This window comes from Bradyrhizobium tropiciagri, from assembly GCF_018130545.1.
In the GTDB taxonomy this organism is placed as follows: Bacteria; Pseudomonadota; Alphaproteobacteria; order Rhizobiales; family Xanthobacteraceae; genus Bradyrhizobium; species Bradyrhizobium tropiciagri_A.
The window spans coordinates 48707-75117 of sequence record NZ_JAFCKF010000009.1 but is presented as its reverse complement, the minus strand read 5'-3'; the positions used below and the strand labels follow the sequence as shown (position 1 = coordinate 75117).

Genomic DNA, 26411 nt, shown 5'->3' with positions numbered 1-26411 from the left:
GGCGTTATCCCTTGGGAATGCTGATATTCCGCCCGGGCCGCCAGCCATGTTGACAATCCCCCTCCGCCCCCGAAAGCTGCCGGGGAACCCAAAAATCGACCCTCGATCGAACGAGAACAGGCATCCATGAACCCCGTCAAAGCACTCGAAAATCACCGCCAGGCCGTCTGGCTGGACTTCCTCGCCCGCGGCTTCGTCGCCAAGGGCGACCTGAAGCGGCTGATCGAGACCGACGGCGTCAAAGGCGTGACGTCCAACCCGTCGATCTTCGAGAAGGCGATCGGCAGTTCGGACGAGTATGACGGGGCGATCGGCCAGGCCCTCAAGAAGGGCGACCGCTCGGTCGCCGACCTGTTCGAGCATCTTGCCGTCGTGGATATCCAGCATGCCGCCGACGTGCTGCGCCCGGTCTATGACCACAGCGACGGCGGCGACGGCTTCGTCAGCCTCGAAGTGTCGCCCTATCTGGCCATGGACACCAAGGGCACGATCGCCGAGGCCGAGCGGCTCTGGAAGGACGTCCACCGCAAGAACCTGATGGTCAAGGTGCCGGCGACGCCGGAAGGATTGCCGGCGATCGAACATCTGATCGGCGAAGGCATCAGCATCAACATCACGCTGCTGTTCTCGCAGGAGGTCTATCGCCAGGTCGCCGAGGCCTATCTCCGGGGTCTGGAGAAATACGTCGCCAAGGGCGGCGATCCCTCCCATGTCGCGAGCGTCGCCAGCTTCTTCGTCAGCCGCATCGACTCTGCCGTCGACAAGCAGCTCGACGAGAAGATCGCAAAGGCCAACGATCCGCACGAAAAGGAGCGGCTTGCGGCCTTGAAGGGCAAGGTCGCGATCGCGAATGCCAAGCTTGCCTACCAGGACTACAAGCGCCTGTTCTCGGGCCCGCGCTGGGACAAGCTCACCGCCAAGGGCGCCAAGCCGCAGCGGCTGTTGTGGGCGTCGACCGGCACCAAGAACAAGGACTACAGCGACGTGCTCTATGTCGAGGAGCTGATCGGCCCCGATACCGTCAACACCGTGCCGCCGGCGACGCTCGATGCCTTCCGCGACCACGGCAAGGTCCGCGACAGCCTCGAGGAGAATGTCGCGGACGCCCGCCACGTGCTGGAGGAGCTGGAGAAGTCCGGCATCTCGCTCGATGCGATCACCGAGGAGCTGGTCAAGGACGGCGTCAAGCTGTTCGCGGACGCGGCCGACAAGCTGTACGGCGCGGTCGCCCACAAGCGCGCTACCTCGCTCGGCGGCGGCATCGACCACCAGAAGCTCGCGCTCGGCGCCGGCATCTCGAAGGCGGTCGAGAAGAGCACCGAGGAATGGCGCACCTCCGCCAAGATCCGAAGGCTCTGGCACAAGGACAAGTCGGTCTGGACTGGCGATGACGAGGACAAATGGCTGGGCTGGCTGACCAGCGCCGCCTCGGCCGACGTCGCCGACTACGAAGATTTCGCCAGGCGCGTGAAGGGACAGAACTTCACCGACGCCGTCGTGCTCGGGATGGGCGGATCGAGCCTCGGGCCGGAGGTGCTGGCCCAGACCTTCCCGCACAAGTCCGGCTTCCCGCGGCTGCACGTGCTCGACTCCACCGACCCGGCGCAGGTGCGCGCGATGGAGGAGTATGTCGATATCGCCAAGACGCTGTTCATCGTCTCCTCCAAGTCCGGCGGCACCACCGAGCCGAACGTGATGAAGGACTATTTCTTCGACCGGGTGGCCAAGGCGATCGGCAAGGACAAGGCAGGCCATCGCTTCATCGCGGTGACCGATCCGGGCTCGTCGCTGCAGAAGGTCGCGATCAAGCAGGGCTTTGCCCGCATCTTCTACGGCGACCCCGCGATCGGCGGCCGCTATTCCGTGCTGTCGCCGTTCGGCCTGGTGCCGGCAGCCGCGGCAGGCATCGACCTCCGCAGCCTGCTCGGCCACACGCTCGCGATGGTGCGCTCCTGCGGCGCCGACGTGCCGCCGGCGGAGAACCCGGGCGTCCAGCTCGGTCTGGCGATGGGCATCGCCGGGCTGGAAGGCCGCGACAAGGTGACGATCTTCGCCTCGCCTGATGTTGCCGATTTCGGCGCCTGGGCCGAGCAGCTGATCGCGGAATCGACCGGCAAGGACGGCAAGGGCCTGATCCCGATCGAGGGCGAGACGGTCGGCGATCCCGGCGTCTATGGCAACGACCGCTTCTTCATCGACCTCCGCACCGAAAGCGAGAACGACACCGCGCATGAGGCGAAGCTCGCCGCGCTCGAGGCGGCCGGCCACCCCGTGGTCCGGATCGTGATGAAGGGAATCGACCATATCGGTCAGGAGTTCTTCCGCTTCGAGATCGCAACCGCGGTGGCCGGCTCGATCCTCGGCATCAATCCGTTCAACCAGCCCGATGTCGAGGCGGCCAAGATCAAGACCCGCGAGCTGACTGCGGCGTTCGAGAAGACCGGGTCGCTGCCGGCCGAGCAGCCGGTGGTGTCGGCCGCCGACGTCGAGCTCTACACCGACGCCCAGAACGCCGAGGAGCTGCGCAAGGCCGGCGCCAATGGCGATCTCAATTCCTGGATCAAGGCGCACCTCTCGCGGTCCGGCCGCGGCGACTATGTCGCCCTGCTCGCTTATATCGAGCGCGACGGCGACACCATCGACGCCATGCAGGCGATGCGGCTGAAGGTCCGCGACGCCAAGCATCTTGCGACCTGCGCCGAGTTCGGCCCGCGCTTCCTGCACTCGACCGGACAGGCCTACAAGGGTGGGCCCGACAGCGGCGTATTCCTCCAGGTCACGACCGACGATGCCCAGGATCTGCCGGTGCCCGGCCAGAAGGCGAGCTTCGGCGTGATCAAGGCGGCGCAGGCGCGCGGCGATTTCGACGTGCTCACCGAGCGCGGCCGGCGGGCGTTGCGCGTGCACCTCAAGGGTGACCTCACCTCCGGGCTCGCGGCGCTCGATGCCGCGATCTCGGCTGCACTGAACTGACGGAGGCCCAGGATGCAACTCGGCATGATCGGCCTCGGGCGGATGGGCGGCAACATCGTCCGCCGCCTGATGAGCAACGGCCACACCACCGTCGTCTACGACAAGGACCCGAAGGCGGTCGCGACGCTGGTCGCGGACAATGCCACCGGCGCCACGTCGCTGGAGGATTTCGTGCTCAAGCTGGAAGCGCCGCGCACCGCCTGGGTGATGCTGCCGGCCGGCAAGATCACCGAAGCCACCATCGAGGCGCTCTCGAAGCTGATGCAGCCCGGCGACGTCATCATCGACGGCGGCAACACCTTCTGGCAGGACGACGTCCGCCGCGGCAAGGCGCTCAGGGAGCGCGGGCTGCATTACGTCGATGTCGGCACCAGCGGCGGCATCTGGGGTATCGAGCGCGGCTACTGCATGATGATCGGCGGCGACAAGGGCGTGGTCGACCGGCTCGACCCGATCTTCAAGACGCTCGCCCCTGGGATCGGCGACATCCCGCGCACGCAGGGTCGCGACGGCCGCGATCCCCGCATCGAACAGGGCTACATCCACGCCGGTCCAATCGGCGCCGGGCATTTCGTCAAGATGATCCACAACGGCATCGAATACGGCCTGATGCAGGCCTATGCCGAAGGCTTCGACATCCTGAAGAACGCCAATATCGAGGCACTGCCGCAGGACCACCGCTTCGATCTCGACATCGCCGATATCGCCGAAGTCTGGCGCCGCGGCAGCGTGATCCCGTCCTGGCTGCTCGACCTCACTGCGTCGGCGCTGGCGCAGAACCACACGCTCGACAATTACTCCGGCTTTGTCGAGGATTCCGGCGAAGGCCGCTGGACTGTCAACGCCGCGGTCGACGAGGCGGTGCCGGCCGAGGTGCTGACGGCCGCGCTCTACACGCGCTTCCGCTCGCGCAAGGATCACACCTTCGCCGAGAAGATCCTTTCGGCGATGCGCGCAGGCTTTGGCGGCCACAAGGAGCCGCCGAAGAAGGCTTAGAGCGTTTTCGACCGGTTCGCGTGAAGAAAACGCGTCAAAACAAGAATCTGGAGCCACGGTCCGATTCAATCGGAACGTGGCACTAGAAGACAACCGCGGAAGGTCACGTGCAGAAGAAACCCGACCCTTGCTCCTTCATCATCTTCGGCGCCACCGGTGATCTGACGCACCGGCTGGTCGTCCCGGCGCTCTACAATCTCGCCGCCGGAAATCTGCTGCCGGAAAAGTTCTGCGTCGTCGGCGTTGTCCGCAAGGGCATGTCGAGCGAGCAGCTGACCGACAGCCTGATGCAGGGCCTGCGCAAATTCGCCACCCGCCCGGTGGACGAGGCGATCGCGAAGCGGCTGTTCGAGTGCGTCACCGCGATCGAGGCCGATCCGCGCGATCCGGCATCTTTTGATGCGATGAACGAACGGCTCGACAAGCTCGAAAAGGCGCGCGGCACCGGCGGCAATCGCCTGTTCTATCTGGCAACCCCGCCGAGCGCCTTCCTGCCGATCAGCGAGCAGCTCGGGCGAACCGGCATGCTGGAGGAGAACGGCGTCTGGCGGCGGCTGATCGTCGAAAAGCCGTTCGGCACCGACCTGCCTTCGGCCAAGGCGCTGAATGCCGCGCTGCTGAAGCTGATGGACGAGCACCAAATCTACCGGATCGACCATTATCTCGGTAAGGAAACCGTGCAGAACATTTTGGTGCTGCGCTTTGCCAACGGCATGTTCGAGCCGATCTGGAATCGCAACCACATCGACCACATCCAGATCACCGTCGACGAGAAGATCGGCGTCGGCCATCGCGGCAGCTTCTACGATGCCACCGGCGCGCTGCGCGACATGGTGCCGAACCATCTGTTCCAGCTGCTGTCACTGGTGACGATGGAGCCGCCGGCGCGCTTCGACGCCCATGCAGTGCGCTCGGAAAAGGCCGAGGTGCTGAGCGCGATCCAGACCCAGACCGAGCAGGAGGCGCTGTCCAACTCGGTGCGCGGCCAGTATCGCGCCGGCCGGATCGGCGACACCGAGATCGAGGACTACCTCAAGACGCCGGACGTCAGGCCCGACAGCTCGACCGAGACCTATGCCGCGCTGAAACTGACCATCGACAATTGGCGCTGGGCCGGCGTGCCGTTCTATCTGCGCACCGGCAAGGCGCTGACCACCAAGCGCACCGAGATCGCGATCAAGTTCAAGCAGGCGCCGTTTGCGATGTTCCGCGATACCGCGGTCGACCGCCTGTCGCAGAACTACCTGGTGATCTCGACCGAGCCGACCGAAGGCATCGAGCTGCAGTTCAACACCAAGGTGCCGGGCCCGGCCATCAACATCGACGGCGTCGAGATGAAGTTCCGCTACAAGGACTACTTCAAGGCCGAGCCTTCGACCGGCTACGAGACGCTGATCTATGACTGCATGATCGGCGACAATCTGCTGTTCCAGCGCGCCGACAGCGTCGAGGCCGGATGGACGGCGGTGCAGCCCTTCATCGACGCCTGGAAGAGCGCCGGCGGACGCGGCCTGCAGCCCTACAAAGCCGGCAGCGAAGGCCCGGAGGCCGCCAACGCGCTGTTGACGCGCGACGGCCGCAGCTGGCGGAAGCTGGGCTAAGATGACTGCGAGCGGCGAGCGCAAGATCATCACGGTCGCCGATCCGGTGGCACTGGCGAAGACCGCCGCTGAGCGGGTGATCGCAAGGATGGACGAGAACCCCGGCCGGATCGCGATCTGCCTCACCGGCGGCTCCAGCCCGAAGGCACTCTACCAGCTGCTGGCGACGCCGGACTATCGCCAGCGGATTCCGTGGGACCGCATCGACTGGTTCATCGGCGACGAGCGCCTGGTGCCGCGCAAGGACAAGCTGCACAATATGAGCATGGCGCGGCAGGCGTTCCTCGACCGCTGCGCGCCGGCTGCGAATGTCCACCCGATCGCAACCGACACCGCCGATCTCCGGGATCCCGACGTCAGCGCGGCGCTGTACGAGAACGAGCTGATGGCGTTCTACGGCGCCGAGCAGCTCGATCCGAAGCGACCGCTGTTCGACCTGGTGCTGATGGGCATCGGGCCCGACGGCCACACCGCCTCGCTGTTTCCGGGCTACCCCGCGGTCGAGGAAACCCGGCGCTGGGTCGTCGGGGTGCCCAAGGCCAATGTCGAGCCGTTCGTGCCGCGGGTCTCCTTGACCCTGCCTGCCCTCGCGTCCTGCCGCGAGATGCTGTTCGAGGTATCAGGCGAAAACAAGCGCGCGATCTTGACGCGCCTGTTCGCAGGCGAGAACCTGCCGGCAAACCGCGCGCGATCGCTGGGCGAAACCGTCTGGTTGATCGATCAGGCCGCGCTGCCGGAGGATTTTCGTGGATGATTTTGTTGGGTGATTGTCTTGGGTGACTTCTTGGGTGACGGGCAAAACCCCTGCGCACTGGTGGTGATGGGCGTCTCCGGCTCGGGCAAGAGCACCATCGCCGACCGCCTCGCGATCCGGATCGGCTGGCGCTTCGAGGACGGCGACAGCTTCCATCCGCCGAGCAATGTCGCCAAGATGCATTCCGGCCAGCCGCTGACCGACGAGGATCGCTGGCCCTGGCTGCGCGCGATCGCAGATGAGATCGACCGCACCTGCGGCGTCCGCGAGCGCGCCGTGATCGCCTGCTCCGCGCTGAAGCGCAGCTATCGCGACATCCTGGTGCACGGCCGCGACGATATCCGCATCGTCTTCCTCGACGGCACGCAGGAGCTGATCGCGACCCGGCTGGCCGCGCGCAAGGACCATTTCATGCCGCCAGGCCTGCTCGCCAGCCAGTTCAAGACGCTGGAGCCGCCGACGCCGGACGAACGCCCGATCACGGTCTCGATCGACCGTTCGGTCGACACCATCATCGAAGACATTGTCAGTCAACTGAAGCTGGACCGCCCATGAACCGTATCGCGACCCGTATCGACCTTGTCGTGTCCGATGTCGACGGCACCTTGCTCACCAAGGACAAGACCTTGACCGACGGCGCCCTGGCGGCGGTGCGCAGGCTGCATGAAACCGGTATCGGCTTCACCATCGTCTCCAGCCGGCCGACCATCGGGATGGGCTTCCTGGTCGCGCCGCTTGCGATCACGCTGCCGATCGGCGCCTTCAACGGCTCGTCGATCGTCGATCCGCAATTGAAACCGCTCGAGCAGCATCTGATCCCGCCGGCCGTGGCCAAGCGCTGCATCGACCTGCTGCGCGAGCGCGGCATCGATATCTGGCTGTTCACCAACGACCGCTGGCTGACCCGAAATCCGGACGGCGAGTACAACGGGCACGAAAAGCGCGCGATCAAGCATGATCCGACCATCGTCGACGACTTCGCGCCCTATCTCGACCAGGCCTGCAAGATCGTCGGCGCGAGCTCGGATGCGCCCCTGCTGCAACGCTGCGAGGCAGACATGCAGCAGATGGTCGGCCACGATGCAACCGCGGTCCGCTCGCAGACCTATTATCTCGATGTCACCCCGCCCGGTCATGACAAGGGCACCTTCGTCCAGGGCATCGCGAAACGCCTCGGCGTGTCGCTGGAGAATGTCGCCACCATCGGCGACATGCAGAACGACCTGCCGATGTTCGCGCGAAGCGGCGTCTCCTTCGCGATGGGCAATGCCAGCGATGACGTGAAGGCGCGCGCCACACACGTCACCGAGACCAACGAGAACGACGGCTTTGCGCGCGCGATGGACGTCGTGCTGACGACGGGCCGCTAAGGCACGCTCCGGAAAATCAGGTCGACCGCTGCACCGCGGGCTTCTCGGCATCGGCCCTCGCGGCGCTGAGATTGTGCGCGGTGTTGATCAGCGCGATATGGGTCAGCGCCTGCGGGAAGTTGCCGGTCTGGCGGCCGGCGCCGGAGTCGAACTCCTCCGCCAGCAGTCCGAGATCGTTGGCGACCGCCACCACGCGGTCGAACATGGTCTGCGCCTTGTCGAGATCTCCCGCCAGCACATGGGCGTCGGCGAGCCACAGGCTACAGGCCAGGAACGCGCCCTCGATCGGCTGGATTTCATCCGATACCTCGCGCGGATCGTGCCGCAGCACGAAGCCGTCGCGCATCATATGCCGCTCGACCGCCGCGATCGTGCCGCGGATGCGCGGATCGTCCGGCGGCAGGAAGCCGACCGACGGCAGCAGCAGCAGGCTGGCGTCGAGCAGCTTTGAGCCATAGCTCTCGACGAAGCTGTTGAGATCGGGATCGAAGCCCCGTCGGCAGACGTCGCGATGGATCGCCTCACGCAGCACCCGCCATTTGACCAGCGGCGCCTTGAAACCAAACCGCTCCGCGCTCTTGATTGCGCGGTCGAAGGCGACCCAACACATCACCTTGGAGTAGACGTAGTGCCGCGCCGCGTCGCGGCGCTCCCAGATACCCTGGTCCGGCTGGTCCCAGACCTCAGCGAGGTGATTGACCACCGTGCATTCCAGCGACCAGTTCTCCTCGTCGAGCTTCAGCTTGGCCATGCGGGACTGATGGAAGGCGTCGATCAGCTCGCCATAGACGTCGAGTTGCAGCTGTGCATGCGCGGCGTTGCCGACGCGGACCGGCGTTGCGCCCTCATAGCCGGGCAGCCATCGGGCTTCCCATTCGAGCAGGCGACGCTGGCCCAGGATGCCGTACATGATCTGCATGTTGGCCGGCGCACCGGCCGCCGCCCGCAGCAGCCAATTGTGCCAGGCCGCCGCTTCCTCGGTATAGCCCGAATTCATCAACGCCAGCAGCGTGAAGGTGGCGTCGCGCAGCCAGCAGAACCGGTAGTCCCAGTTGCGCGCGCCGCCGAGCTTTTCCGGCAGTGACGTGGTCGGCGCCGCGACGATGCCGCCGGTCGGCCTGAAGGTCAGCGCCTTCAGCGTGATCAGCGAGCGCATCACGAGGCCGCGCAGATCGCCGCCGTCATAGGTCGAGCGGCCGCACCACTCTTTCCAGTAGTCTTCTGTGTCCTTCAGTGCCGTCTCGGGATCGATCGGCTCCGGCACCGGCTGAAACGACGCGCCGTAGGTCAGGACGAACGGCACGGTGTCGCCCTCGCCGACCTCGAAATCGGCGATCGTGGTCAGGTCCTTGCCTGTTGTCACGACCGGCGTGCGCAGCACGGTCATGTCCTGCCCGCTGATCGCCAGGAGCCCCTCGCCGTCCGGGTTCTTCTTCACCCAGGGGACGTCGACGCCGAAGCCGAAGCGGATCACGAGCTCCATGTGCATCCTGACGCGGCCGCTGATCCCGCGCACGAGGCGCACCACATCGGAGGCGTTGCCGCGCGGCGGCATGAAGTCGATCAGATCGACCACGCCGCTTGCGGTCTCGAACCGCGTCTCCAGGATCAGCGTGTCGTCCCGATAGCGGCGCGAGGCCTGCCTGATCTCATCGGCCGGTGCCAGCAGCCAGCGGCCGTTCCGCGACGTGCCGAGCAGCGCCGCGAAGCAGGCGTCGGAATCGAATGCCGGCCAGCACAGCCAGTCGATCGAGCCATCGCGGCCGACCAGCGCCGCGGTCTCGCAATCGCCAATCAGTCCATAATCTTCGATCCGGGAGGCCACGCGCCGTGCTCCGCGTTATCCCGCATGCGACCGCTCGCGGGTTGCGCGCTTCAGCGCGTCGATATCGATCGCCGAGGCGAGCTGCTCAAGCGGGACCGGAAGCCGGCGTTTCCAGTTCGGATGCTCGTAGACGGTGCCGGGGATGTTGGGTTGCTCGACAATGCCGAGCAGATCCTCCATCGACACCGCCAGCATCCGCGACCGCGTCCGGGCCATGAAGCTCACCACCGAAGCAAAATCATTGCTGTGGATGTCGTGCCGGCGCAGCACGTCGTCGAGCTGGCCGAGTGCGTGCCAGCGGCCTTCATCGGTCTCGCCGGGATCGATCCCGAGCCCGCGCTTGGTCTTGAGGTCGCTGAACGAGCGCCAACCGGCATAGGTCGAGAGGTCGTGGGTGTTGAAGGTGACCAGCGCGTTCGGCAGATAGTAGTCGGCGTTGCGGAACACGCCCTGGTCGTCGGTCTCGAACATCATCACGAGGTACGACCAGATGCCCCAGCCGTTCATCTGCTCGCGGAAGCCCGGCGGCACCGTGCCGAGGTCCTCGCCGATCACGACGCACTTGCTCGCCACGCTCTCCTGCGCGGTCGCCGCCAGCAGCGCCTCGAACGGCATCAGCACATAGGCGCCATTGGCCGGCCCGAAGCCGCGCGGCACCAGATAGAGCCGCTTCAGCCCGAAGGCGTGGTCGAGCCGGATCGCGCCGGCATGGTGCATCGAAGCGCGCAGCATCTGCCTGAACGGCTCGAAGGAGCGCTGTTCGAGGCCCGCGGCGTTGAAGCCGGCAAGCCCCCAATCCTGGCCCGCGGTGTTGAGCGGGTCCGGTGGCGCGCCGACGCCGAGATGGCGCGAGATCGCAGTCTGCTCGTTCCAGGCGTCGAAACCATCCGACTGCACGCCGACGGCGACGTCGAGATAGAGCCCGACCCGCATGCCGAGCTTGTGCGCCAGCGCCTGGCAGGCGCCGAGCTGGCGGTCTGCGGTCCATTGCACGAATTCAACGAACTCGACCTCGGCCGCGCTATCGCCCGCCGCGCGCAATTTGGCGCAAGCCGCGTCGCTGGGTTGCCGCCATTCATCCGGCCACTCCCACCACGGCGTATTGAATTTATGCCGCATCGTCTCGAAGCAGGCGAAGCGCGACAGCAGCGCGCCCTGCTCGTTGCGATAGGCCTCGAAATCCTGCCGGCGGCCGGGAGCGGGATTGGCCTTGAAGGCGGCGAAGGCCGCGCGCAGTGCGGGCCATTTCAGCGCCGCGACGCCGACATAGTCGACCAGATCGTGGCCACGGAGCTGCGCCAGCGCGGCCTGCATCTCGGCATCGAAGCGGAATTCGGGAATCTGCGCGACGTCGATATAAAGCGGGTTGAGGAACAGCCGGCTGTTCGGCGAATACGGGCTACAATCACCGGGCCGGTCGTCGAACAGCGCATGCAGCGGATTGAGTCCGATGCCGTCAGCGCCGAGCTGCCGGGCGAATGTGAGCAGCCACTGCAGGTCGGTGAAGTCGCCGATGCCCCAGTTGCGCGCGGAGCGCACGCCGTAAAGCTGCACCGCGATCACCCAGCAGCGATCGAACGTGCCGCCGAACGCGCCCTCCGGTGCCACCAGGAACGGCAGCTCCTCGCTGCCCGATGCGTCCGACAGCAGCAAGCGGTGCACGCCCTCCGGCAGGCCGGACGGCCACGTCACGTTCCGCTCACGCACCTCGCCTTGCGCGAGCACCGCATCGCCATTCGTGATTTTCCATTGCACCGGAAGCCGCGCCGCCTCGGCGAGCTGCGTTTGCCCGCCATGGCCGCCTCTGACGACCACCGGATCGGTGACGATCCGCCGCGGCGTCTGGGGCGGCAGCGCCGCCAGGATCGCCGTCAGCGCCTCCGGGGTTGTCACACGGCGGTGACCGCTACCATCGATATACTCGGTCTGGATTCCCAGGGTCTGGGCTTTGGCGTAAAGGTCCATTCAGCACGCTGCCTGCTCGCAACGGTATTGGGATCGTTGCTAAATTGTATAGATACGGGAAAGGGATAGTTGATGTTCAACGCTCTACCCTATCAAGCGTTCCCACCGGGAACCAATGTCCGGCGAGCGGCTTTCTATATGGGTCTGGCGCGCCTCCTTCCCGGCGTCGGGACGTCATTTGCTTATTCAATGGCGGCATCACCGTGAACAAAACCCTCCGGCCTGTCGAGAGTGCCCATGGCACTTTTCATATCACCGATGTCTATCCGTCGGTCGATGGCGGCCGCTTTCCGGTCAAGCGCATCGCGGGCGAACCCGTCGAGGTGTGGGCCGACATCTACCGTGACGGACATGACGTGATATCCGCGGCATTGGTGTGGCGGCACGACGGCGACAGCGAGTGGCAGGCTGCGCCGATGACCCCGCACAGCGACGACCGCTGGGGCGGTGTCTTCGTGCCCGACCGGCCCGGCCGCTACAGTTTCGCGATCGAGGCCTGGACCGACGACTTCGCCAGCTGGCGGCATCGCTTCGAGCAGAGGCAGCGCGACGGCGGCGACCACACGCTGGACGCGGTTGAAGGCGCAGGGATGCTGACCCAGGCGCAGGCCGGGGGACCTGCCGCAGCCGCTGTGATCATCCGGCAGTGCGAAATCTATCTGCAGACCGGCGAGCCGGGCGCGCTGCTGGCGCCGGAATTGCAGGACGCGATGGCCGGCAGCCAGTTTCGCCGCGATTTGATGCGCTCGCCGCTGTATCCCCTCACAGCCGACCGGCCGCGCGCGCGCAGCGGCGCCTGGTATCAGATGTTTCCGCGCAGCCAGGGCAAGACGTCGGGCGTGCATGCGACCTTCAACGATTGCATCGCGCGGCTGCCCGACATCGCCGCGATGGGCTTTGACGTCGTGCTGTTGGCGCCGATCCATCCGATCGGGCGGACGCATCGCAAGGGCCGCAACAATGCCGCCATCGCACAGGCCGGCGACCCGGGCAGCCCCTATGCGATCGGTTCGGCCGAGGGCGGCCACGACGTCCTGCACCCCGAGCTCGGCACGCTCGACGACTTCCGCGCCTTCGTGGCGGCGTGCAAGGCCCACGGCCTCGAGGTCGCGCTCGATTTCGCCGTGCAGTGCTCGCCCGATCATCCCTGGCTGACCGCGCATCCGCAATGGTTCAAGCGACGCCCGGATGGATCGATGCGTACCGCCGAACATCCGCCGCAGCGCTGGGACGATGTCGTCAATCCCGACTTCAGCTGCGACGATGCCGCCGCGCTGTGGCGCGCGCTGCGCGATGTCGTCCTGTTCTGGGTCGAACAGGGCGTCAGGATCTTCCGGGTCGACAATCCGCACACCAAACCGCTGGCGTTCTGGGAATGGCTGATCCGCGAGGTGCAGGACCGCGATGCGGACGTGCTGTTCCTCGCGGAGGCGTTCGCGCGGCCGAAACTGATGAAGGGCCTCGCCAAGCTCGGCTTCACGCAGTCCTACAGCTATTTCACCTGGCGCACCCAGCGCGTCGAGCTCGAACAGTATCTCGGCGAGTTGATGTCCTATCCGGAGCGTGACTTCTTTCGGCCGAATTTCTTCGTCAACACACCCGACATCCTGTCCTTCCATTTGCAAAGCGGCGAATCCTGGATGTTCAAGTCGCGTGTCGCGCTGGCCGCGACGCTTTCAAGCAGCTACGGCATTTACAGCGGCTTCGAGCTGCGCGAGCACACGCCGGTCCCCGGCCGCGAGAAATACCTCAACTCTGAGAAGTACGAGATCAGGGTCCGCGACTGGGACGAGCCGGGGAACATCAAGCCTTACATCGCGGCGCTCAACCGGATCAGGCGCGGCAATCCGGCCCTGCAACAATTCGCCAATCTGCGCTTTATCAATGTCGATGACGGCGGCGTGATCGGTTTCGTCAAGGAGGCGGTTGATCAGGGCAATGTGATCGCGGCTGCGATTGCATTGTCGGCCGAGCCGCGTGAGGTCTGGCTTCCGCTCGGCGACGTCATGGTCGGCCAAGGGAACGCCCGCCGCCCCGTCACGGAAGTGGAAGACCTTGTCACCGGCGAGCGTCATGCGCTCGAATGGGGAGGCATCCGCCTGCGTCTCAATCCTGCGCGCGATCCCGCGTTGCTGCTGCGCTGTGTCGCCTGAAGGAGCCGTCATGAACGTTTTCTCCTCCGTCAATACCGAGGTGAAGATCGCGACCGAGACCGCGGACCAACTCTGGTACAAGGACGCGATCATCTATCAGCTGCACGTCAAGGCGTTCGCCGACAGCAACAATGACGGCATCGGCGACTTTACAGGGCTGACGGAGAAGCTCGGCTATCTCCAGGAACTCGGCGTCACCGCGCTGTGGCTGTTGCCGTTCTATCCCTCGCCCGGCCGCGACGACGGCTACGACATCGGCGACTATGGCGACATCAATCCCGATTTCGGGACCATGAAGGACTTCAAGCGCTTCATCCAGGAGGCCAAGAAGCGCGGCCTGCGCGTCATCACCGAGCTCGTCGTCAACCACACCTCGGACCAGCATGCCTGGTTCAAGCGCGCCCGCCGCAGCCCACCGAATTCAAGCGCACGCAGCTGGTACGTCTGGAGCGACACCGACCAGAAATACCTCGATACGCGGATCATCTTCACCGATACCGAGAAGTCGAACTGGACCTGGGATCCCGAAGCCGGCCAGTTCTACTGGCACCGCTTCTTCTCGCACCAGCCGGACCTGAATTTCGACAATCCGCGCGTGGTGCGCGCCATCGTGCAGGTGATGAAGCGCTGGCTCGACACCGGCGTCGACGGCTTCCGGCTCGACGCCATTCCCTATCTGTGCGAGCGCGACGGCACCAACAACGAGAACCTGCCGGAGACGCATGCCATCATCAAGCGGCTGCGCCAGGAGCTCGATGCCTATGCCAAGGGCAAGATCCTGTTGGCCGAGGCCAATCAGTGGCCGGAGGACGTGCAGGAATATTTCGGCCATGGCGACGAATGCCACATGGCCTATCACTTCCCGCTGATGCCGCGCATCTACATGGCGATCGCCCAGGAAGACCGTTTTCCGATCACCGACATCCTGCGGCAGACGCCCGACATTCCGGCCGCGGCGCAATGGGCGCTGTTCCTGCGCAATCACGACGAGCTGACGCTGGAAATGGTCACCGACGTCGAGCGCGACTATCTGTGGTCGACCTACGCCAACGACCCGCGCGCCCGCATCAATGTCGGCATCCGCCGCCGGCTTGCGCCGCTGATGGACAACGACCGGCGCAAGATCGAGCTGATGAACTCGCTGCTGCTGTCGTTCCCGGGCACGCCGATCATCTATTACGGCGACGAGATCGGCATGGGCGACAACATCTATCTCGGCGACCGCAACGGCGTGCGGACGCCGATGCAATGGTCGCCGGACCGCAATGGCGGCTTCTCGCGCGCCGACCCGGCGCGGCTCTATGCGCCGATGATCATGGACCCGGTCTACGGCTATGAGGCCGTCAATGTCGAGGCGCAGTCGCGCAGTCTGTCCTCGCTGCTGTCGGCGACCAAACGGCTGATCGCGGTGCGCAAGTCGACGCTGGCGTTCGGGCGCGGCACCATGACCTTCATTCGCCCCGAGAACCGCTCGGTGCTCGCCTATGTCAGGCAGTACCAGGGCGAGGTGATCCTGTGCGTCGCCAATTTGTCGCGCTCGGCGCAGGCCACCGAGCTGGACCTCTCGGCATTCAAGGACCGCATCCCGCTCGAGATGCTGGGGCGCACGCGCTTCCCGGCGATCGGCGAGCTGCCCTATATGATCACGCTCGCGCCCTACGGCTTCTACTGGTTCGAGTTGCAGGAGCGCGACAAGTCCGAACCGGTGACGCCGCGGGCGGTACCGGAATTCGAGACCCTGGTGGTGCCGCTCAATTCGACCTGGACCTCGCTGGCGCGGGAACGCGGCGTGTTCGAGCACGACGTGCTGCCCGGCCATCTCGCCCGCACGCGCTGGTATCCGGAGCATTCCGCCAAGGCGATCCAGCCGACACTGGTGTCGGCGATCCCGTTCTGCGACGTCGGCGACAACCGGCCGTGGCTGATCTTCTTCGAGACCACCCAGCGCGGCACCACCAGCCGCTATGTGCTGCCGATGCAGATCGAGTGGGTGCGCTTCGACCGCGAACGCTACAATCCGCGCGCGTTCGCCGCCGTACGCCAGGGTGCGCGCGAGGGCACCCTGCTCGACGTCGCCACCGATCAGATCTTCACCGGCCTGTTCCTGCGCAACTTGCGGGAAAACCTCACGGTCGATGAAGGCGAGCAGGGCCTGAAGCTCGAATTCCGGCCAACCAGCCGCTTCTCTGATCGGCCGGTGCGGCAGCCGGAGCGGATTCGCGTGTTCGAGAACGATCAGCCGCATTCGACCGCGCTGGTCGACAACGAATATGTCACCAAGATCTACCGCAAGCTCGAAGTCGGCATCAACCCGGAGATCGAGATGGGTCGCTTCCTCACCGAAGTGGTCGCATTTCCGAATACGCCGGCTTTGCTCGGCACCTCCGAATTGGTCGAAGGCGACAAGCGCAGCGCCGTCGCGGTGCTGCATGCGATGGTGGTCAACCAGGGCGACCTCTGGACCGTCGCGGCCTCGCATCTCGACCGCCTGGTCGAACGGCAACGCCTGCTGGCGGCGAGCGAGCATCCGGAGGAGAACGGCGATCACGCCGCTTATCTGCGCCACCTGGCGCACGGCGGAAAGCGTCTCGCCGAGCTGCACATCGCGCTCGCGGGCAATCGCGATCTGCCGGACTTCGCGCCCGAGCCGACCAGGCCCGAGGATCTGCAGCGCTGGACCGACGAGATCATGGCCCGCGCCGAGCGCGTGTTCGACACGCTGAAACAACGCCGCAGCTCGCTGAAAGAGGCCGACCGGCTGCTGGCCGATCAGCTGCAGGCTCAGCACGACACGCTGCCGGAGCGGCTCAAGGCGCTGCTGCCGCGCGAAACCGACGGGCTCAACATCCGTCACCACGGCGATCTGCATCTCGGGCAGCTGCTGGTGGTCAAGGACGATGTCTTCATCATCGATTTCGACGGCGGACCGGGCCGCACCATCGCCGAGCGGCGTCGCAAGGCACCGCCGGCGCGCGACCTCGCCGGGCTGATCCGCTCGATCGACTATGCTGCGACCGCGGCGCTGGAACGGGCGCTCAAGGTTTCCCCCGACGAGAGCGGCAGGCTGAGCCTCGCTCTGGCCGAATGGCGCGACCAGGCCGCGGACGCCCTGCTGGCGGCCTATCGCGAGACCATGGCCGGGCAGCGGCTGTGGCCTGCCGGGGCCAAAGAGGCCGGCCGGCTGCTCAACTTTTTCCTGCTTGAGAAAGCCTTCTACGAGATCGAGTATGAGCTGGCCAACCGGCCGGATTGGCTGCGGGTGCCGCTGACCGGCCTGTTAAGGATTTTGGCGCAACAGCCGCATGAGGTTGCATGAACAAACTGCCCGCCGAGGCCTATGCCATCATCGAGGGCCGCCACTCCGATCCGTTCCACTATCTCGGGCTTCACACCGAGGGAGATCGCAACGTCGTGCGCGCCTTCCTGCCTGATGCGACCAATGTCGAGGCGATCGGCGAGCATGGCGAGACGGCACCGCTGGCGCGGATCCATGATGCCGGCCTGTTCGCAGGTCCCTTGCCGAACGGCTCAACACGCTACCAGCTCCGCGCTCGGTTCGGCGACAACGTCGTCGAGCTGGAGGATGCCTACCGCTTTCCGCCGATCCTGAGCGATTTCGACCTCTATCTGCTCGGCGAGGGCACCCATCAGCGCGTCTACGACACGCTCGGCGCACATCCGATGACGCTCGACGGCGTCGACGGCATCGGCTTCGTAGTGCTGGCGCCGAATGCGCGGCGGGTCAGCGTGGTCGGCGACTTCAATTTCTGGGATGGCCGCCGCCATCCGATGCGGGTGCGCGGCCCCGGTTATTGGGAGCTGTTCATCCCGCGCGCGCGGGTCGGCGATCACTACAAGTTCGAGATCATCGGCCGCAACGGCCAGCATCTGCCGCTGAAGTCCGATCCGTTGGCGTTCGCCGCCGAGGTGCGGCCGAAGACCGCCTCGATCGTGATCGACGAGCGCAAGATCCCGCATCCGCGCCCGGCGCCCGATCGCGTCAACGCGCTGAGCTCGCCGATGTCGATCTACGAGGTCCATCTCGGCTCGTGGCGGCGCAAGGGCCGCAATGAGTGGCTGACCTATCGCGAGATGGCCGAGCAGCTGCCGGCCTATGCCAGCGACATGGGCTTCACCCATATCGAATTCCTGCCGATATCAGAGCATCCGTTCGACGGCTCCTGGGGCTACCAGCCGACCGGCATGTTCGCCCCGACCAGCCGGTTCGGCTCGCCCGACGATTTCGCCGCGCTGATCGACGCCTGCCACGGCGCCGGACTTGCCGTGCTGCTCGACTGGGTGCCCGGGCATTTCCCCGACGATCCGCACGGTCTCGGCAATTTCGACGGCACCGCGCTCTACGAGCACGCCAATCCGCTGCAGGGCCGCCATCTCGACTGGGGCACGCTGATCTACAATTACGGGCGCACCGAGGTCACCAACTTCCTGGTGTCGAACGCGCTGTTCTGGCTCGATCGCTACGGCATCGATGGCTTGCGCGTCGATGCCGTCGCCTCGATGCTCTATCTCGACTACAGCCGTCCGGCCGGCGGCTGGATTCCGAACAAATATGGCGGCCGCGAGAACATCGAGGCGATCGACTTCCTGCGCCGCTTCAACACCGAACTGTTCGCGCACTTCCCGCAGGCGACGACCGCGGCGGAGGAATCCACCGCTTGGCCTCAGGTGTCGCGCCCGGTCGAATATGGCGGGCTCGGCTTCGGCTACAAGTGGAACATGGGCTGGATGCACGACACGCTGAAATACATCGGCAAGGACCCGATCCACCGCAAACACCATCACGGCGACATCCTGTTCGGCCTGCACTACGCGTTCTCGGAGAACTTCATCCTGCCGCTGTCCCACGACGAGGTCGTGCACGGCAAGCGCTCGATCCTCGGCCGCATGCCGGGCGACGACTGGCAGCGCTTTGCCAATCTGCGCGCCTATTACAGCTTCATGTTCGGGCATCCCGGCAAGAAGCTGATGTTCATGGGCTGCGAGTTCGGCCAGGAGCGCGAGTGGAACCACGATTACTCACTCGATTGGCATCTGCTGCAACAGCCGAAGCATAGCGGCATCCAGAACCTGGTCCGCGACCTCAATCGGCTCTATCGCGCACTGCCGGCGTTGCATGAGCTCGACTGCGATCAGGCCGGCTTCGAATGGGTCATCACCGACGATGCCAACAACAATGTGTTCGGCTGGATCCGCAAGGGCAATGACGCACGCGCGCGCTGCCTCGTGGTCCTGAACTTCTCGCCCAACGTCTATCGCAACTATCGCGTCCGGGTGCCGTTCGCCGGCAAATGGCACGAGGTGTTCAACTCGGACTCCTCCCATTACGGCGGCACCAATGTCGGCAATATCGGCGAGGTGCGGGCTTCCGAAGGCGCCACGCCGGAATTGAGCCTGACCCTTCCGCCGCTGGCTGCGATCTTCCTCGTACCGGAAAGCTGATTGATGCGGCTGACCGGAGGAACGTCCGCGCGGCTCGGTGCAAGCTGGGACGGCAGAGGCACCAATTTTGCGCTGTTCTCGGCGAATGCGGAGAAGGTGGAGCTATGCCTGTTTGACGGCCAGGGCCGCCGCGAGCTCGAACGGATCGAGATGCCGGAGCGCACCGAGGACGTCTGGCATTGCTACCTCAACGACGTCTCGCCGGGCCAGCTCTACGGCTATCGCGTCTACGGGCCCTATGCGCCGGAGCGCGGCCACCGCTTCAACGCCAACAAGCTGCTGCTCGATCCCTACGCCAAGCGGCTCGCCGGCCGGCTGGTGTGGAGCGATGCGCATTTCGCCTACCGCACCGGCAGCGCCCGCGAGGACCTCTCTTTCGATCGGCGCGACAACGCCCGCGGCATGCCGAAGGCTGTCGTGGTCGACGAGACCTTCAACTGGGGACGGCGTGAGATCCGGCCGCAGATTCCATGGTCCGACACCATCATCTACGAGGCGCACGTCAAGGGCCTGACCCAGAAGCGCGAGGACGTGCCGCCGAACCTGCGCGGCACCTATGGCGGCCTGTCGTCGCCGGCGATGATCAATCACCTCAAGCGGCTCGGCGTCACCACCGTCGAGCTGCTGCCGATCCATGGCCTGATCGACGACCGCACTTTGGTCGAGAAGAAGCTCGCCAATTACTGGGGCTACAACACCATCGCCTTCTTCGCGCCCGAGGCGCGCTACGCGCAGGACAATGCGCTGGACTCGTTTCGTACGACAGTCGCGCGGCTGCACGATGCCGGCATCGAGGTGTTGCTCGACGTCGTCTACAACCACACCGCCGAAGGCAACCATATGGGCCCGACGCTGTGCTTTCGCGGCATCGACAACGCCTCCTATTACTGGCTGAACCGCGAGAACCCGCGCTTCTACGACGACTTCACCGGCTGCGGCAGCTCGGTCAACCTCACCCATCCGCGCGTGCTGCAGATGGTGATGGATTCACTGCGCTACTGGGTCGAGGTCTGCCATGTCGACGGCTTCCGCTTCGATCTCGCCACGACGCTGGCGCGCGGGCCGAACGGCTTCGATCGCAATCACCCCTTCCTCGCCGCGATCCGCCAGGACCCGGTACTTGCAACGGTGAAGATGGTCGCCGAGCCCTGGGACCTCGGCCTCGGCGGCTACCAGGTCGGTGCCTTTCCGTCGCAATGGTCGGAGTGGAATGACCGCTATCGCAGCGCGATGCGGCGCTATTGGAGCGGCGAAGGCAGTCTGATCGGCGATATCTCCGGGCGCATGACCGCGTCATCGGATCTGTTTCACCACGACAACCGCGCCACCCGCGCCAGCATCAACCACATCACGGTGCATGACGGCTTCACGCTCGCCGACCTGTTCAGCTACAACGAGAAGCACAACGAGGCCAATGGCGAGGACAATCGCGACGGCTCCAACGACAATCACAGCAACAATTGCGGCCACGAAGGCCCGACCGACGATCCCGCGATCATCGCGCTGCGCCGCCAGCTTCGCAAGAACGCGCTGGCCTGCCTGCTGCTCGCCCAGGGAACGCCGCTGATCCTCGCCGGCGACGAGGTCGCCAACACGCAAGACGGCAACAACAACGCCTATTGCCAGGACAATGAGACCGGCTGGATCGGCTGGGACAATCTCGGCACCGACGACGACGCGATCGATTTCATCGGCCACCTCACCGCGTTGCGCCAGCGCTTCGGCCAGATCCGCTGCCAGAGCTGGCTCGACGGCCGTCGCACCGACGGCAGCTATGGCGTGCTGTGGTTGACGCCCGCGGCAGAGGAAATGAAGGAGTCCGACTGGCAATTCCCGGAGAGCCGATTCCTCGCCTATGTGCTGGGACCGATGGAACAAGGGCAGGCGCCGATCTTTATCGTGCTCAATGCCGCGCCGCAGGAGATCGTGTTCAGGATGCCGAGGATGACGGAATTCAGCAGCTGGCAGCAGGTCTTGAACACCACCAAGACGGAGCAAACCGGTGAGCAGTTTGCATCCGGCGCCGACATGACGGCGCCGCCGCGCTCGGTGCTGGCGTTTGCAGGCTCCGTATGAGCGCGCAGCATTTCGGCCCCGAGCTGACACCAGATGGCACTCGCTTCCGGCTGTGGGCGCCGGCGGCCAAGCGTGTCGACCTTCTGCTCGACAAGCCGCACCCGCTGACGCGCGATGCGGCCGGCTGGTACGTCGCCGAGATTCCGGGCGCCCGCGCCGGCACGCGGTACAAATTCCACATCGATGACGAGGTCGATGTGCCCGATCCTGCCTCTGCTTTCCAGCCGGACGACGTATTCGGCCCGAGCGAGGTGATCGATCACACGGCCTTCAAATGGCGCGCGACCGACTGGCGCGGCCGCCCCTGGCACGAGGCCGTCGTTCTCGAGGCCCATGTCGGGACCTTCACGGCAGAGGGGACCTATCGCGCCATGATCGACAAGCTCGATCATCTCGTCGCAACCGGCATCACCGCGCTCGAGCTGATGCCGTTGGCGGATTTCGCAGGCAAGCGCAACTGGGGCTATGACGGCGTGCTGTGGTACGCGCCCGACAGCGCCTATGGCCGTCCCGAAGACCTCAAGACCCTGATCGACGAAGCGCATCTGCGCGGGCTGATGGTGATGCTCGACGTGGTCTACAACCATTTCGGGCCTGAGGGGAATTATCTCGGCCGCTACGCACCCACCTTCTTCAGCGACGCGCACACGCCATGGGGCAGCGCGATCGATTACCGCGTGCCCGAAGTGCGGGCGTTTGCGATCGGCAGCGTCGTCAGCTGGCTGCGCGACTATCGCTTCGACGGGCTCCGCTTCGACGCCGTCAACACCATCGTCGAAGCCGGCGAAATCTCGATCCTTCATGATTTCAGCAAGGCCGCAGGCCGCCTCGCCACCGAGACCGGCCGGCAGATCAACCTCGTGCTGGAGAACGGCGACAACATCGCGAGCCTGCTCGACGCCGCCGAGGACCCGCCGGACGGCAAATTCCGCGGCCAGTGGAACGACGATTATCATCACGCCTGGCACGTGTTGCTGACCGGAGAATCCCAAGGCTACTACGGCGACTACCGCGCGCCGAAGCAGGACCTCGCCCGCGCGCTGTCGTCCGGCTACATCTATCAGGGAGAGGTCTCGGAGTTCTGGGGCGGCAAGGCCCGCGGCGAGCCGAGCGGCGCGCTGTCGCCGACTTGCTTCATCAACTTCCTGCAGAACCACGACCAGATCGGCAACCGGCCGCTCGGCGATCGGCTCGAGAGCCTCGCGAAGCCGGAGGCGATCGAGGCGGCGCTGGCGGTCACGCTGATCGCCCCGAATACGCCGATGCTGTTTATGGGCGAGGAATGGGGCGCGACGACCCCCTTCCCGTTCTTCTGCGATTTCAAGGGCGACCTCGCCAACGCGGTCCGCGCCGGGCGGCGCCGGGAGTTCGCCTGGGCCTATGCCAAGTGTGGCGACGACATTCCCGATCCGCTTGCCGAGGCAACGTTGCGCTCGGCCGTACTCGACTGGGCGGCGCTCGGCCACGATCCGGCCCGCGCCCGGCTTGCGCTGGTGCGCGACCTGCTCGCCCTGCGGCGACGCGAGATCACACCGCACCTCCCAGGCGCACGGTTCGGCGGCGACCGCGTCAGCGGCGATCTGTTGACCGCGCATTGGCGGCTGGGCGATGGCCGCACGCTGTGGCTCGCAGCCAATCTGTCGGATCGGGCCATCACCGGCGTGGCGGAGTCGAAGGGAACCGCGATCTGGGGCGGCGCGTTGTCCGGCGACCTCCCCGGCTGGGCGGTGCGCTGGCACATCGGATAGCACAATGCCTCCGGCGATCCCGATCGCGACCTACCGACTGCAACTCACCGCCGATTTCGACTTCGATGCCGCAGCCGGTGTGGCGCCGTATCTGAAGGCGCTCGGCATCAGCCATGTCTATGCCTCACCCTTCATGAAGGCGCGCAAGGGCTCGACCCATGGCTATGACGTCGTCGATCACACCAAATTCAATCCCGGACTCGGCGGCGAGGAAGGTTTTTCCCGACTGAGCGATGCGCTGAAGCGCAATGACCTCGGGCTGATCCTGGATTTCGTGCCCAACCATGTCGGCGTGCACTTTGCCGACAATCCGTGGTGGCTCGACGTGCTGGAATGGGGACCGGTATCGCCGCACGCGGTCTCCTTCGACATCGACTGGGACCAGTTGCCCTATCGCGCGCGCGGCGGCGTGCTGCTGCCTATCCTCGGCTCGTCCTACGGCCAGGCGTTGGAGCGCGGCGACATCGCGCTGCGCTACGACGCCAACGAAGGCAGCTTCTCCGCCTGGTATTTCGAGCACCGTCTGCCGATCGCGCCGGAACGCTATGGCGAGGTGCTGCGGAGCATCGTCCGCGAGGCCGGTGCCGAAGACAGTCCGGCCGGGCGCGCACTGCTCGAACTCGCCGCCAGGTATCGCGGGCTGCGTCACCCGAACCGCGTCGAGGCCCCGACGCTGAAGGCGGCGATCCAGGCGATCGATGATAGCGCCGAGCTCATCGCGCGCGGGCTCGAAGCCTATCGCGCCGGCGAGGATCGGCCGGCCCAGACGCTGGCACTGCATCACCTGCTGGAGCGCCAGCACTACAAGCTTGGTCACTGGCGGCTGGCCTCCAGCGACATCAACTATCGCCGCTTCTTCGACGTCAACACCCTGGCCGGCCTCAGGGTGGAGGACGCCGCCACCTTCGAGGCGAGCCACAGCCTGGTGAAGCGCCTGATCGCGGAGGATCGGCTGCAAGGCCTGCGGCTCGACCATATCGACGGCCTGCGCGATCCCGCGCAGTACTTCCAGCGGCTGCGCCGTCTGATCCGCTCGGCGCAGGGTGCCAAGGCAAAGCCGTTTTACATGGTGATCGAGAAGATCCTCGGCGAGGACGAGAAGCTGACCAAGTTTGCCGGCGTCCACGGCACCACCGGCTATGAATGGATGAACACGATCAGCCAGGCACTGGTCGATGGCGCCGGCCTCGATCCGCTCAACGAGATCTGGCGTCAGATCAGCAACCAGTCGCCGAACCTCGTGCCGGTACTGCGCGCGGCCAAGCGCCGCGTGCTGGAGACCCTGCTGACCAGCGAATTCACCGTGCTGGCGCGGCTCGTCGCGCGCATCGCCAGCGGGCATTATTCCACTCGCGATTTCTCCGCCGACAGTCTGCGGCAGGCGCTCGAACTCTACGTACTGCACTTCCCGGTCTATCGCACCTATCTCACCGGCTCTGGACCAGCCGCACATGACCGTGCGCTGATCAGCGAGACCATCGAGCGCGCCCGCGCCGACTGGTTTGCCGCCGACGAAGGCATCTTCGACTTCCTGCGCGACGCCTTGACGATGGACCTGCTGAAGCCCGGCCGTCCCCCGCACAGCGCGCCGCGGGTCCGCCGCTTCGCGCTGAAAGTGCAGCAATTCACCGGGCCGATGATGGCGAAGTCGCTGGAGGACACGACGTTCTATCGCTATCACCGACTGCTCGCGCTCAACGAGGTCGGCGGCGATCCCGCGGCCAGCGCGATCGCGCCCGAGACCTTCCACGCCATGATGCAAGCCCGCGCCCGCGACTGGCCGCACGGCATGACGGCGACGGCGACCCACGACACCAAGCGCGGCGAGGACGCCCGCGCCCGGATCATGGCGCTCGCGGAAATCCCCGGCGAATGGACCAGCGCGGTGGCGCGCTGGAAGGTGCTGAACGCGCCGCATCTGGTGCTGGACGGCGAGACGCGCGCCCCATCGGCGACCTTCGAATACATGCTCTATCAGGCCCTGCTCGGCGCCTGGGACCCGGACGATCCATCGCTGGTCGGACGCATCCGGGCCTATGCGCTGAAGGCGGCGCGCGAGGGCAAGCAGGAGACCAGCTGGCTCAATCCGCACGAGCCTTACGAAGCAGGCGTCAAAACCTTCATCGCGCGAATCCTCGATCGCAATACAGCGTCTGAATTTCTTGATGCGTTGAACACGCTGGCCGAGCGCACCGCGCTGATCGGCGCGCTGAACTCGCTCAGTCAGATCACGCTGAAGGCGACGATGCCGGGCGTACCGGATTTCTACCAGGGCACCGAAAGCTGGGATCTTTCGCTGGTCGACCCCGACAATCGCCGTCCGGTCGACTTTGCCAAACGTGCTGGCATGCTTGCATCGCTGGAAGCGCCTGATTGGGATGCGTTGGCCGCGAGCTGGCGCGACGGCCGCCTGAAGTTCGCATGGACGCGGCATCTGCTGCGGCTGCGCAACGAAATGGCCGACGTGTTCACCAATGGCGACTACCAGCCGCTAACGGTGAATGGCCCGCATCGCGATCATGTCATCGCCTTCGCGCGGCGCCATGGCCGCGAGGCTGCTATCGTCGCGGTGTCAAGATCATTTGCGCCGTTCACGCAGGGCGGCCGCAACTGGCCGCGTCCTGAGGCCTTTGAAGGTGAGATCGATCTGGCCGGATATGCGCTGCTGGGCGGCGACAGCAAGATACAGCTCTCAACGCTGTTCGCCAAACTGCCGGTCGCAGTGCTGAAGGCCAAGGTCGCGGCAGGAACGAAGCACGCCGCAAGGCGTGCACGCGCGCACGGCTAACACCGCGCGTCAGCGCTTGGTCAGCAGCAACTGTCCGCTCTTCTGAATGGCCACCTGCGCCACCTCGGCGAAGCGTTGCAGCAGCCACGGCAGCGTCACCTCCAGGCGCACATGAGTGTCCTCGACATCGAGGTGCCCGGCCGCAACCTGCCCCAGTGCGCGGACACGAAAGTTCATTCGGTTATTGTCCCAGCGCTCCTCATCGACGCTCATGACAGGCACGTTGGCCGCCGCGCGCGACAGGCCGGTTTTCAGGCGGCGCATGGCCTCGTCGCGGCCGAGGCTGTGGGGAATCGAGACGATCAGCGGAGCCGACATCGCAGTGCACTCCTCCATGGATTCCGTTGATGTAATTCCGTTCCAACGCAAACTGAAGACCACACAGCTTTATCGCATCGCTCAACCCGGAACCTTCACAGTTACGGGTTGTTTGCTCTCCGGAAGGGAAGAGACCAACAGGCCCGCCGGGCTGAGGAGAGTTGAGATGTCACTTGGAACGATCATCCTTATTATTCTGGTCATTGCGCTGCTTGGCGGCTTCAGCGGCATCGGCGGCGGACCGTTCTACGGCACCGGCTACTACGGCGGCGGCGGTCTGGGCCTCGTGATCGTGATCCTGCTGATCCTGCTGCTGCTCGGTCGGTTGTAGCGACCGGGTGTTGTGCACTATCCGTATCGACAACTGTCATCACCCGCGAAAGC

The 26411-nt window shown here is 65.5% G+C and carries 16 protein-coding genes; 13 read left to right on the top strand and 3 right to left on the bottom strand.

The window, feature by feature from the left end; all coding sequences use genetic code 11:
- Window positions 1–126: 126 nt before the first annotated feature.
- The 6 genes from JQ616_RS32240 (at window position 127) to JQ616_RS32220 (ending at window position 7694) form a co-directional block, all read left to right on the top strand.
- Window positions 127–2973: a bifunctional transaldolase/phosoglucose isomerase gene (locus JQ616_RS32240; RefSeq protein WP_212021826.1), complete on the top strand. Its 2847-nt coding sequence runs from the start codon at window positions 127–129 to the stop codon at window positions 2971–2973.
- A 12-nt stretch (window positions 2974–2985) separates the two neighbouring features.
- Entirely contained in the window at window positions 2986–3969 is a 984-nt protein-coding gene (gene gnd, locus JQ616_RS32235) for a phosphogluconate dehydrogenase (NAD(+)-dependent, decarboxylating) (protein WP_212021824.1), read from the top strand.
- Window positions 3970–4076: 107 nt separating this feature from the next.
- Entirely contained in the window at window positions 4077–5570 is a 1494-nt protein-coding gene (zwf, locus tag JQ616_RS32230) for a glucose-6-phosphate dehydrogenase (protein WP_212021822.1), read from the top strand.
- 1 nt (window position 5571) lies between these two features.
- Window positions 5572–6324: a 6-phosphogluconolactonase gene (gene pgl, locus JQ616_RS39505; protein WP_249137547.1), complete on the top strand. Its 753-nt coding sequence runs from the start codon at window positions 5572–5574 to the stop codon at window positions 6322–6324.
- Between the two features lie 66 nt (window positions 6325–6390).
- The gene (locus JQ616_RS39500) at window positions 6391–6879 is read left to right on the top strand and encodes a gluconokinase (RefSeq protein WP_249137597.1); all 489 of its coding nucleotides are present in this window, start codon (window positions 6391–6393) and stop codon (window positions 6877–6879) included.
- The gene (locus tag JQ616_RS32220) at window positions 6876–7694 is read left to right on the top strand and encodes an HAD family hydrolase (protein WP_212021820.1); all 819 of its coding nucleotides are present in this window, start codon (window positions 6876–6878) and stop codon (window positions 7692–7694) included. Before JQ616_RS39500 ends, JQ616_RS32220 begins: the two co-directional genes overlap by 4 nt.
- A 16-nt stretch (window positions 7695–7710) precedes the next feature.
- Here JQ616_RS32220 and JQ616_RS32215 read toward each other — a convergent pair whose 3' ends face one another.
- Both JQ616_RS32215 and malQ read right to left on the bottom strand, forming a co-directional pair.
- Window positions 7711–9519, bottom strand: a complete 1809-nt coding sequence (locus JQ616_RS32215; protein WP_212021818.1) for a glycoside hydrolase family 15 protein — start codon at window positions 9517–9519, stop codon at window positions 7711–7713.
- A 15-nt stretch (window positions 9520–9534) separates the two neighbouring features.
- Entirely contained in the window at window positions 9535–11484 is a 1950-nt protein-coding gene (malQ, locus tag JQ616_RS32210) for a 4-alpha-glucanotransferase (RefSeq protein ID WP_212021816.1), read from the bottom strand.
- Between the two features lie 203 nt (window positions 11485–11687).
- Between malQ and JQ616_RS32205 the strand changes: the two genes are divergently transcribed.
- Genes JQ616_RS32205 through treY form a run of 6 tightly spaced genes read left to right on the top strand, consistent with a single transcriptional unit; the run spans window position 11688 to window position 25709 of the window.
- Window positions 11688–13637: an alpha-1,4-glucan--maltose-1-phosphate maltosyltransferase gene (locus JQ616_RS32205; RefSeq protein ID WP_212021814.1), complete on the top strand. Its 1950-nt coding sequence runs from the start codon at window positions 11688–11690 to the stop codon at window positions 13635–13637.
- A 10-nt stretch (window positions 13638–13647) separates the two neighbouring features.
- Window positions 13648–16953 carry a maltose alpha-D-glucosyltransferase gene (gene treS / locus JQ616_RS32200; RefSeq protein WP_212021807.1) on the top strand — a complete coding sequence of 1102 codons (3306 nt, stop codon included), beginning with the start codon at window positions 13648–13650 and terminating at the stop codon, window positions 16951–16953.
- Window positions 16950–19097 carry a 1,4-alpha-glucan branching protein GlgB gene (gene glgB, locus JQ616_RS32195; protein ID WP_212021805.1) on the top strand — a complete coding sequence of 716 codons (2148 nt, stop codon included), beginning with the start codon at window positions 16950–16952 and terminating at the stop codon, window positions 19095–19097. The genes treS and glgB overlap by 4 nt, the downstream gene beginning before the upstream one ends.
- Before the next feature lie 3 nt (window positions 19098–19100).
- Window positions 19101–21173 (top strand): glycogen debranching protein GlgX, encoded by a 2073-nt coding sequence (gene glgX / locus JQ616_RS32190; protein WP_212021802.1) that lies wholly within the window; start codon window positions 19101–19103, stop codon window positions 21171–21173.
- On the top strand, window positions 21170–22921 hold the full coding sequence (treZ, locus tag JQ616_RS32185) for a malto-oligosyltrehalose trehalohydrolase (RefSeq protein ID WP_212021800.1): 1752 nt from the start codon (window positions 21170–21172) through the stop codon (window positions 22919–22921). The genes glgX and treZ overlap by 4 nt, the downstream gene beginning before the upstream one ends.
- A 4-nt stretch (window positions 22922–22925) precedes the next feature.
- A complete protein-coding gene (gene treY, locus JQ616_RS32180) occupies window positions 22926–25709 on the top strand; it encodes a malto-oligosyltrehalose synthase (protein WP_212021798.1) in 2784 nt (927 codons plus the stop codon).
- Between the two features lie 9 nt (window positions 25710–25718).
- On the opposite strand, the gene JQ616_RS32175 is transcribed toward treY, so the two are convergent.
- A complete protein-coding gene (locus tag JQ616_RS32175; RefSeq protein WP_212021796.1) occupies window positions 25719–26027 on the bottom strand; it encodes a polyhydroxyalkanoic acid system family protein in 309 nt (102 codons plus the stop codon).
- Between the two features lie 166 nt (window positions 26028–26193).
- On the opposite strand from JQ616_RS32175, the gene JQ616_RS32170 reads away from it, so the two are divergent.
- Window positions 26194–26358, top strand: a complete 165-nt coding sequence (locus JQ616_RS32170; protein ID WP_076865768.1) for a DUF3309 family protein — start codon at window positions 26194–26196, stop codon at window positions 26356–26358.
- The last annotated feature ends 53 nt before the right edge of the window (window positions 26359–26411 follow it).

What these genes read in the sequence shown, in the direction of transcription:
- JQ616_RS32220 (WP_212021820.1), top strand. Translation starts at nt 6,876, where the DNA reads ATGAACCGTATCGCGACCCGTATCGACCTTGTCGTGTCCGATGTCGAC.
- gnd (WP_212021824.1), top strand. Translation starts at nt 2,986, where the DNA reads ATGCAACTCGGCATGATCGGCCTCGGGCGGATGGGCGGCAACATCGTC.
- treY (WP_212021798.1), top strand. Translation starts at nt 22,926, where the DNA reads ATGCCTCCGGCGATCCCGATCGCGACCTACCGACTGCAACTCACCGCC.
- glgX (WP_212021802.1), top strand. Translation starts at nt 19,101, where the DNA reads ATGCGGCTGACCGGAGGAACGTCCGCGCGGCTCGGTGCAAGCTGGGAC.
- JQ616_RS32240 (WP_212021826.1), top strand. Translation starts at nt 127, where the DNA reads ATGAACCCCGTCAAAGCACTCGAAAATCACCGCCAGGCCGTCTGGCTG.
- JQ616_RS32175 (WP_212021796.1), bottom strand. Translation starts at nt 26,027, where the DNA reads ATGTCGGCTCCGCTGATCGTCTCGATTCCCCACAGCCTCGGCCGCGAC.
- malQ (WP_212021816.1), bottom strand. Translation starts at nt 11,484, where the DNA reads ATGGACCTTTACGCCAAAGCCCAGACCCTGGGAATCCAGACCGAGTAT.
- glgB (WP_212021805.1), top strand. Translation starts at nt 16,950, where the DNA reads ATGAACAAACTGCCCGCCGAGGCCTATGCCATCATCGAGGGCCGCCAC.
- JQ616_RS39500 (WP_249137597.1), top strand. Translation starts at nt 6,391, where the DNA reads ATGGGCGTCTCCGGCTCGGGCAAGAGCACCATCGCCGACCGCCTCGCG.
- treZ (WP_212021800.1), top strand. Translation starts at nt 21,170, where the DNA reads ATGAGCGCGCAGCATTTCGGCCCCGAGCTGACACCAGATGGCACTCGC.
- pgl (WP_249137547.1), top strand. Translation starts at nt 5,572, where the DNA reads ATGACTGCGAGCGGCGAGCGCAAGATCATCACGGTCGCCGATCCGGTG.
- treS (WP_212021807.1), top strand. Translation starts at nt 13,648, where the DNA reads ATGAACGTTTTCTCCTCCGTCAATACCGAGGTGAAGATCGCGACCGAG.
- JQ616_RS32170 (WP_076865768.1), top strand. Translation starts at nt 26,194, where the DNA reads ATGTCACTTGGAACGATCATCCTTATTATTCTGGTCATTGCGCTGCTT.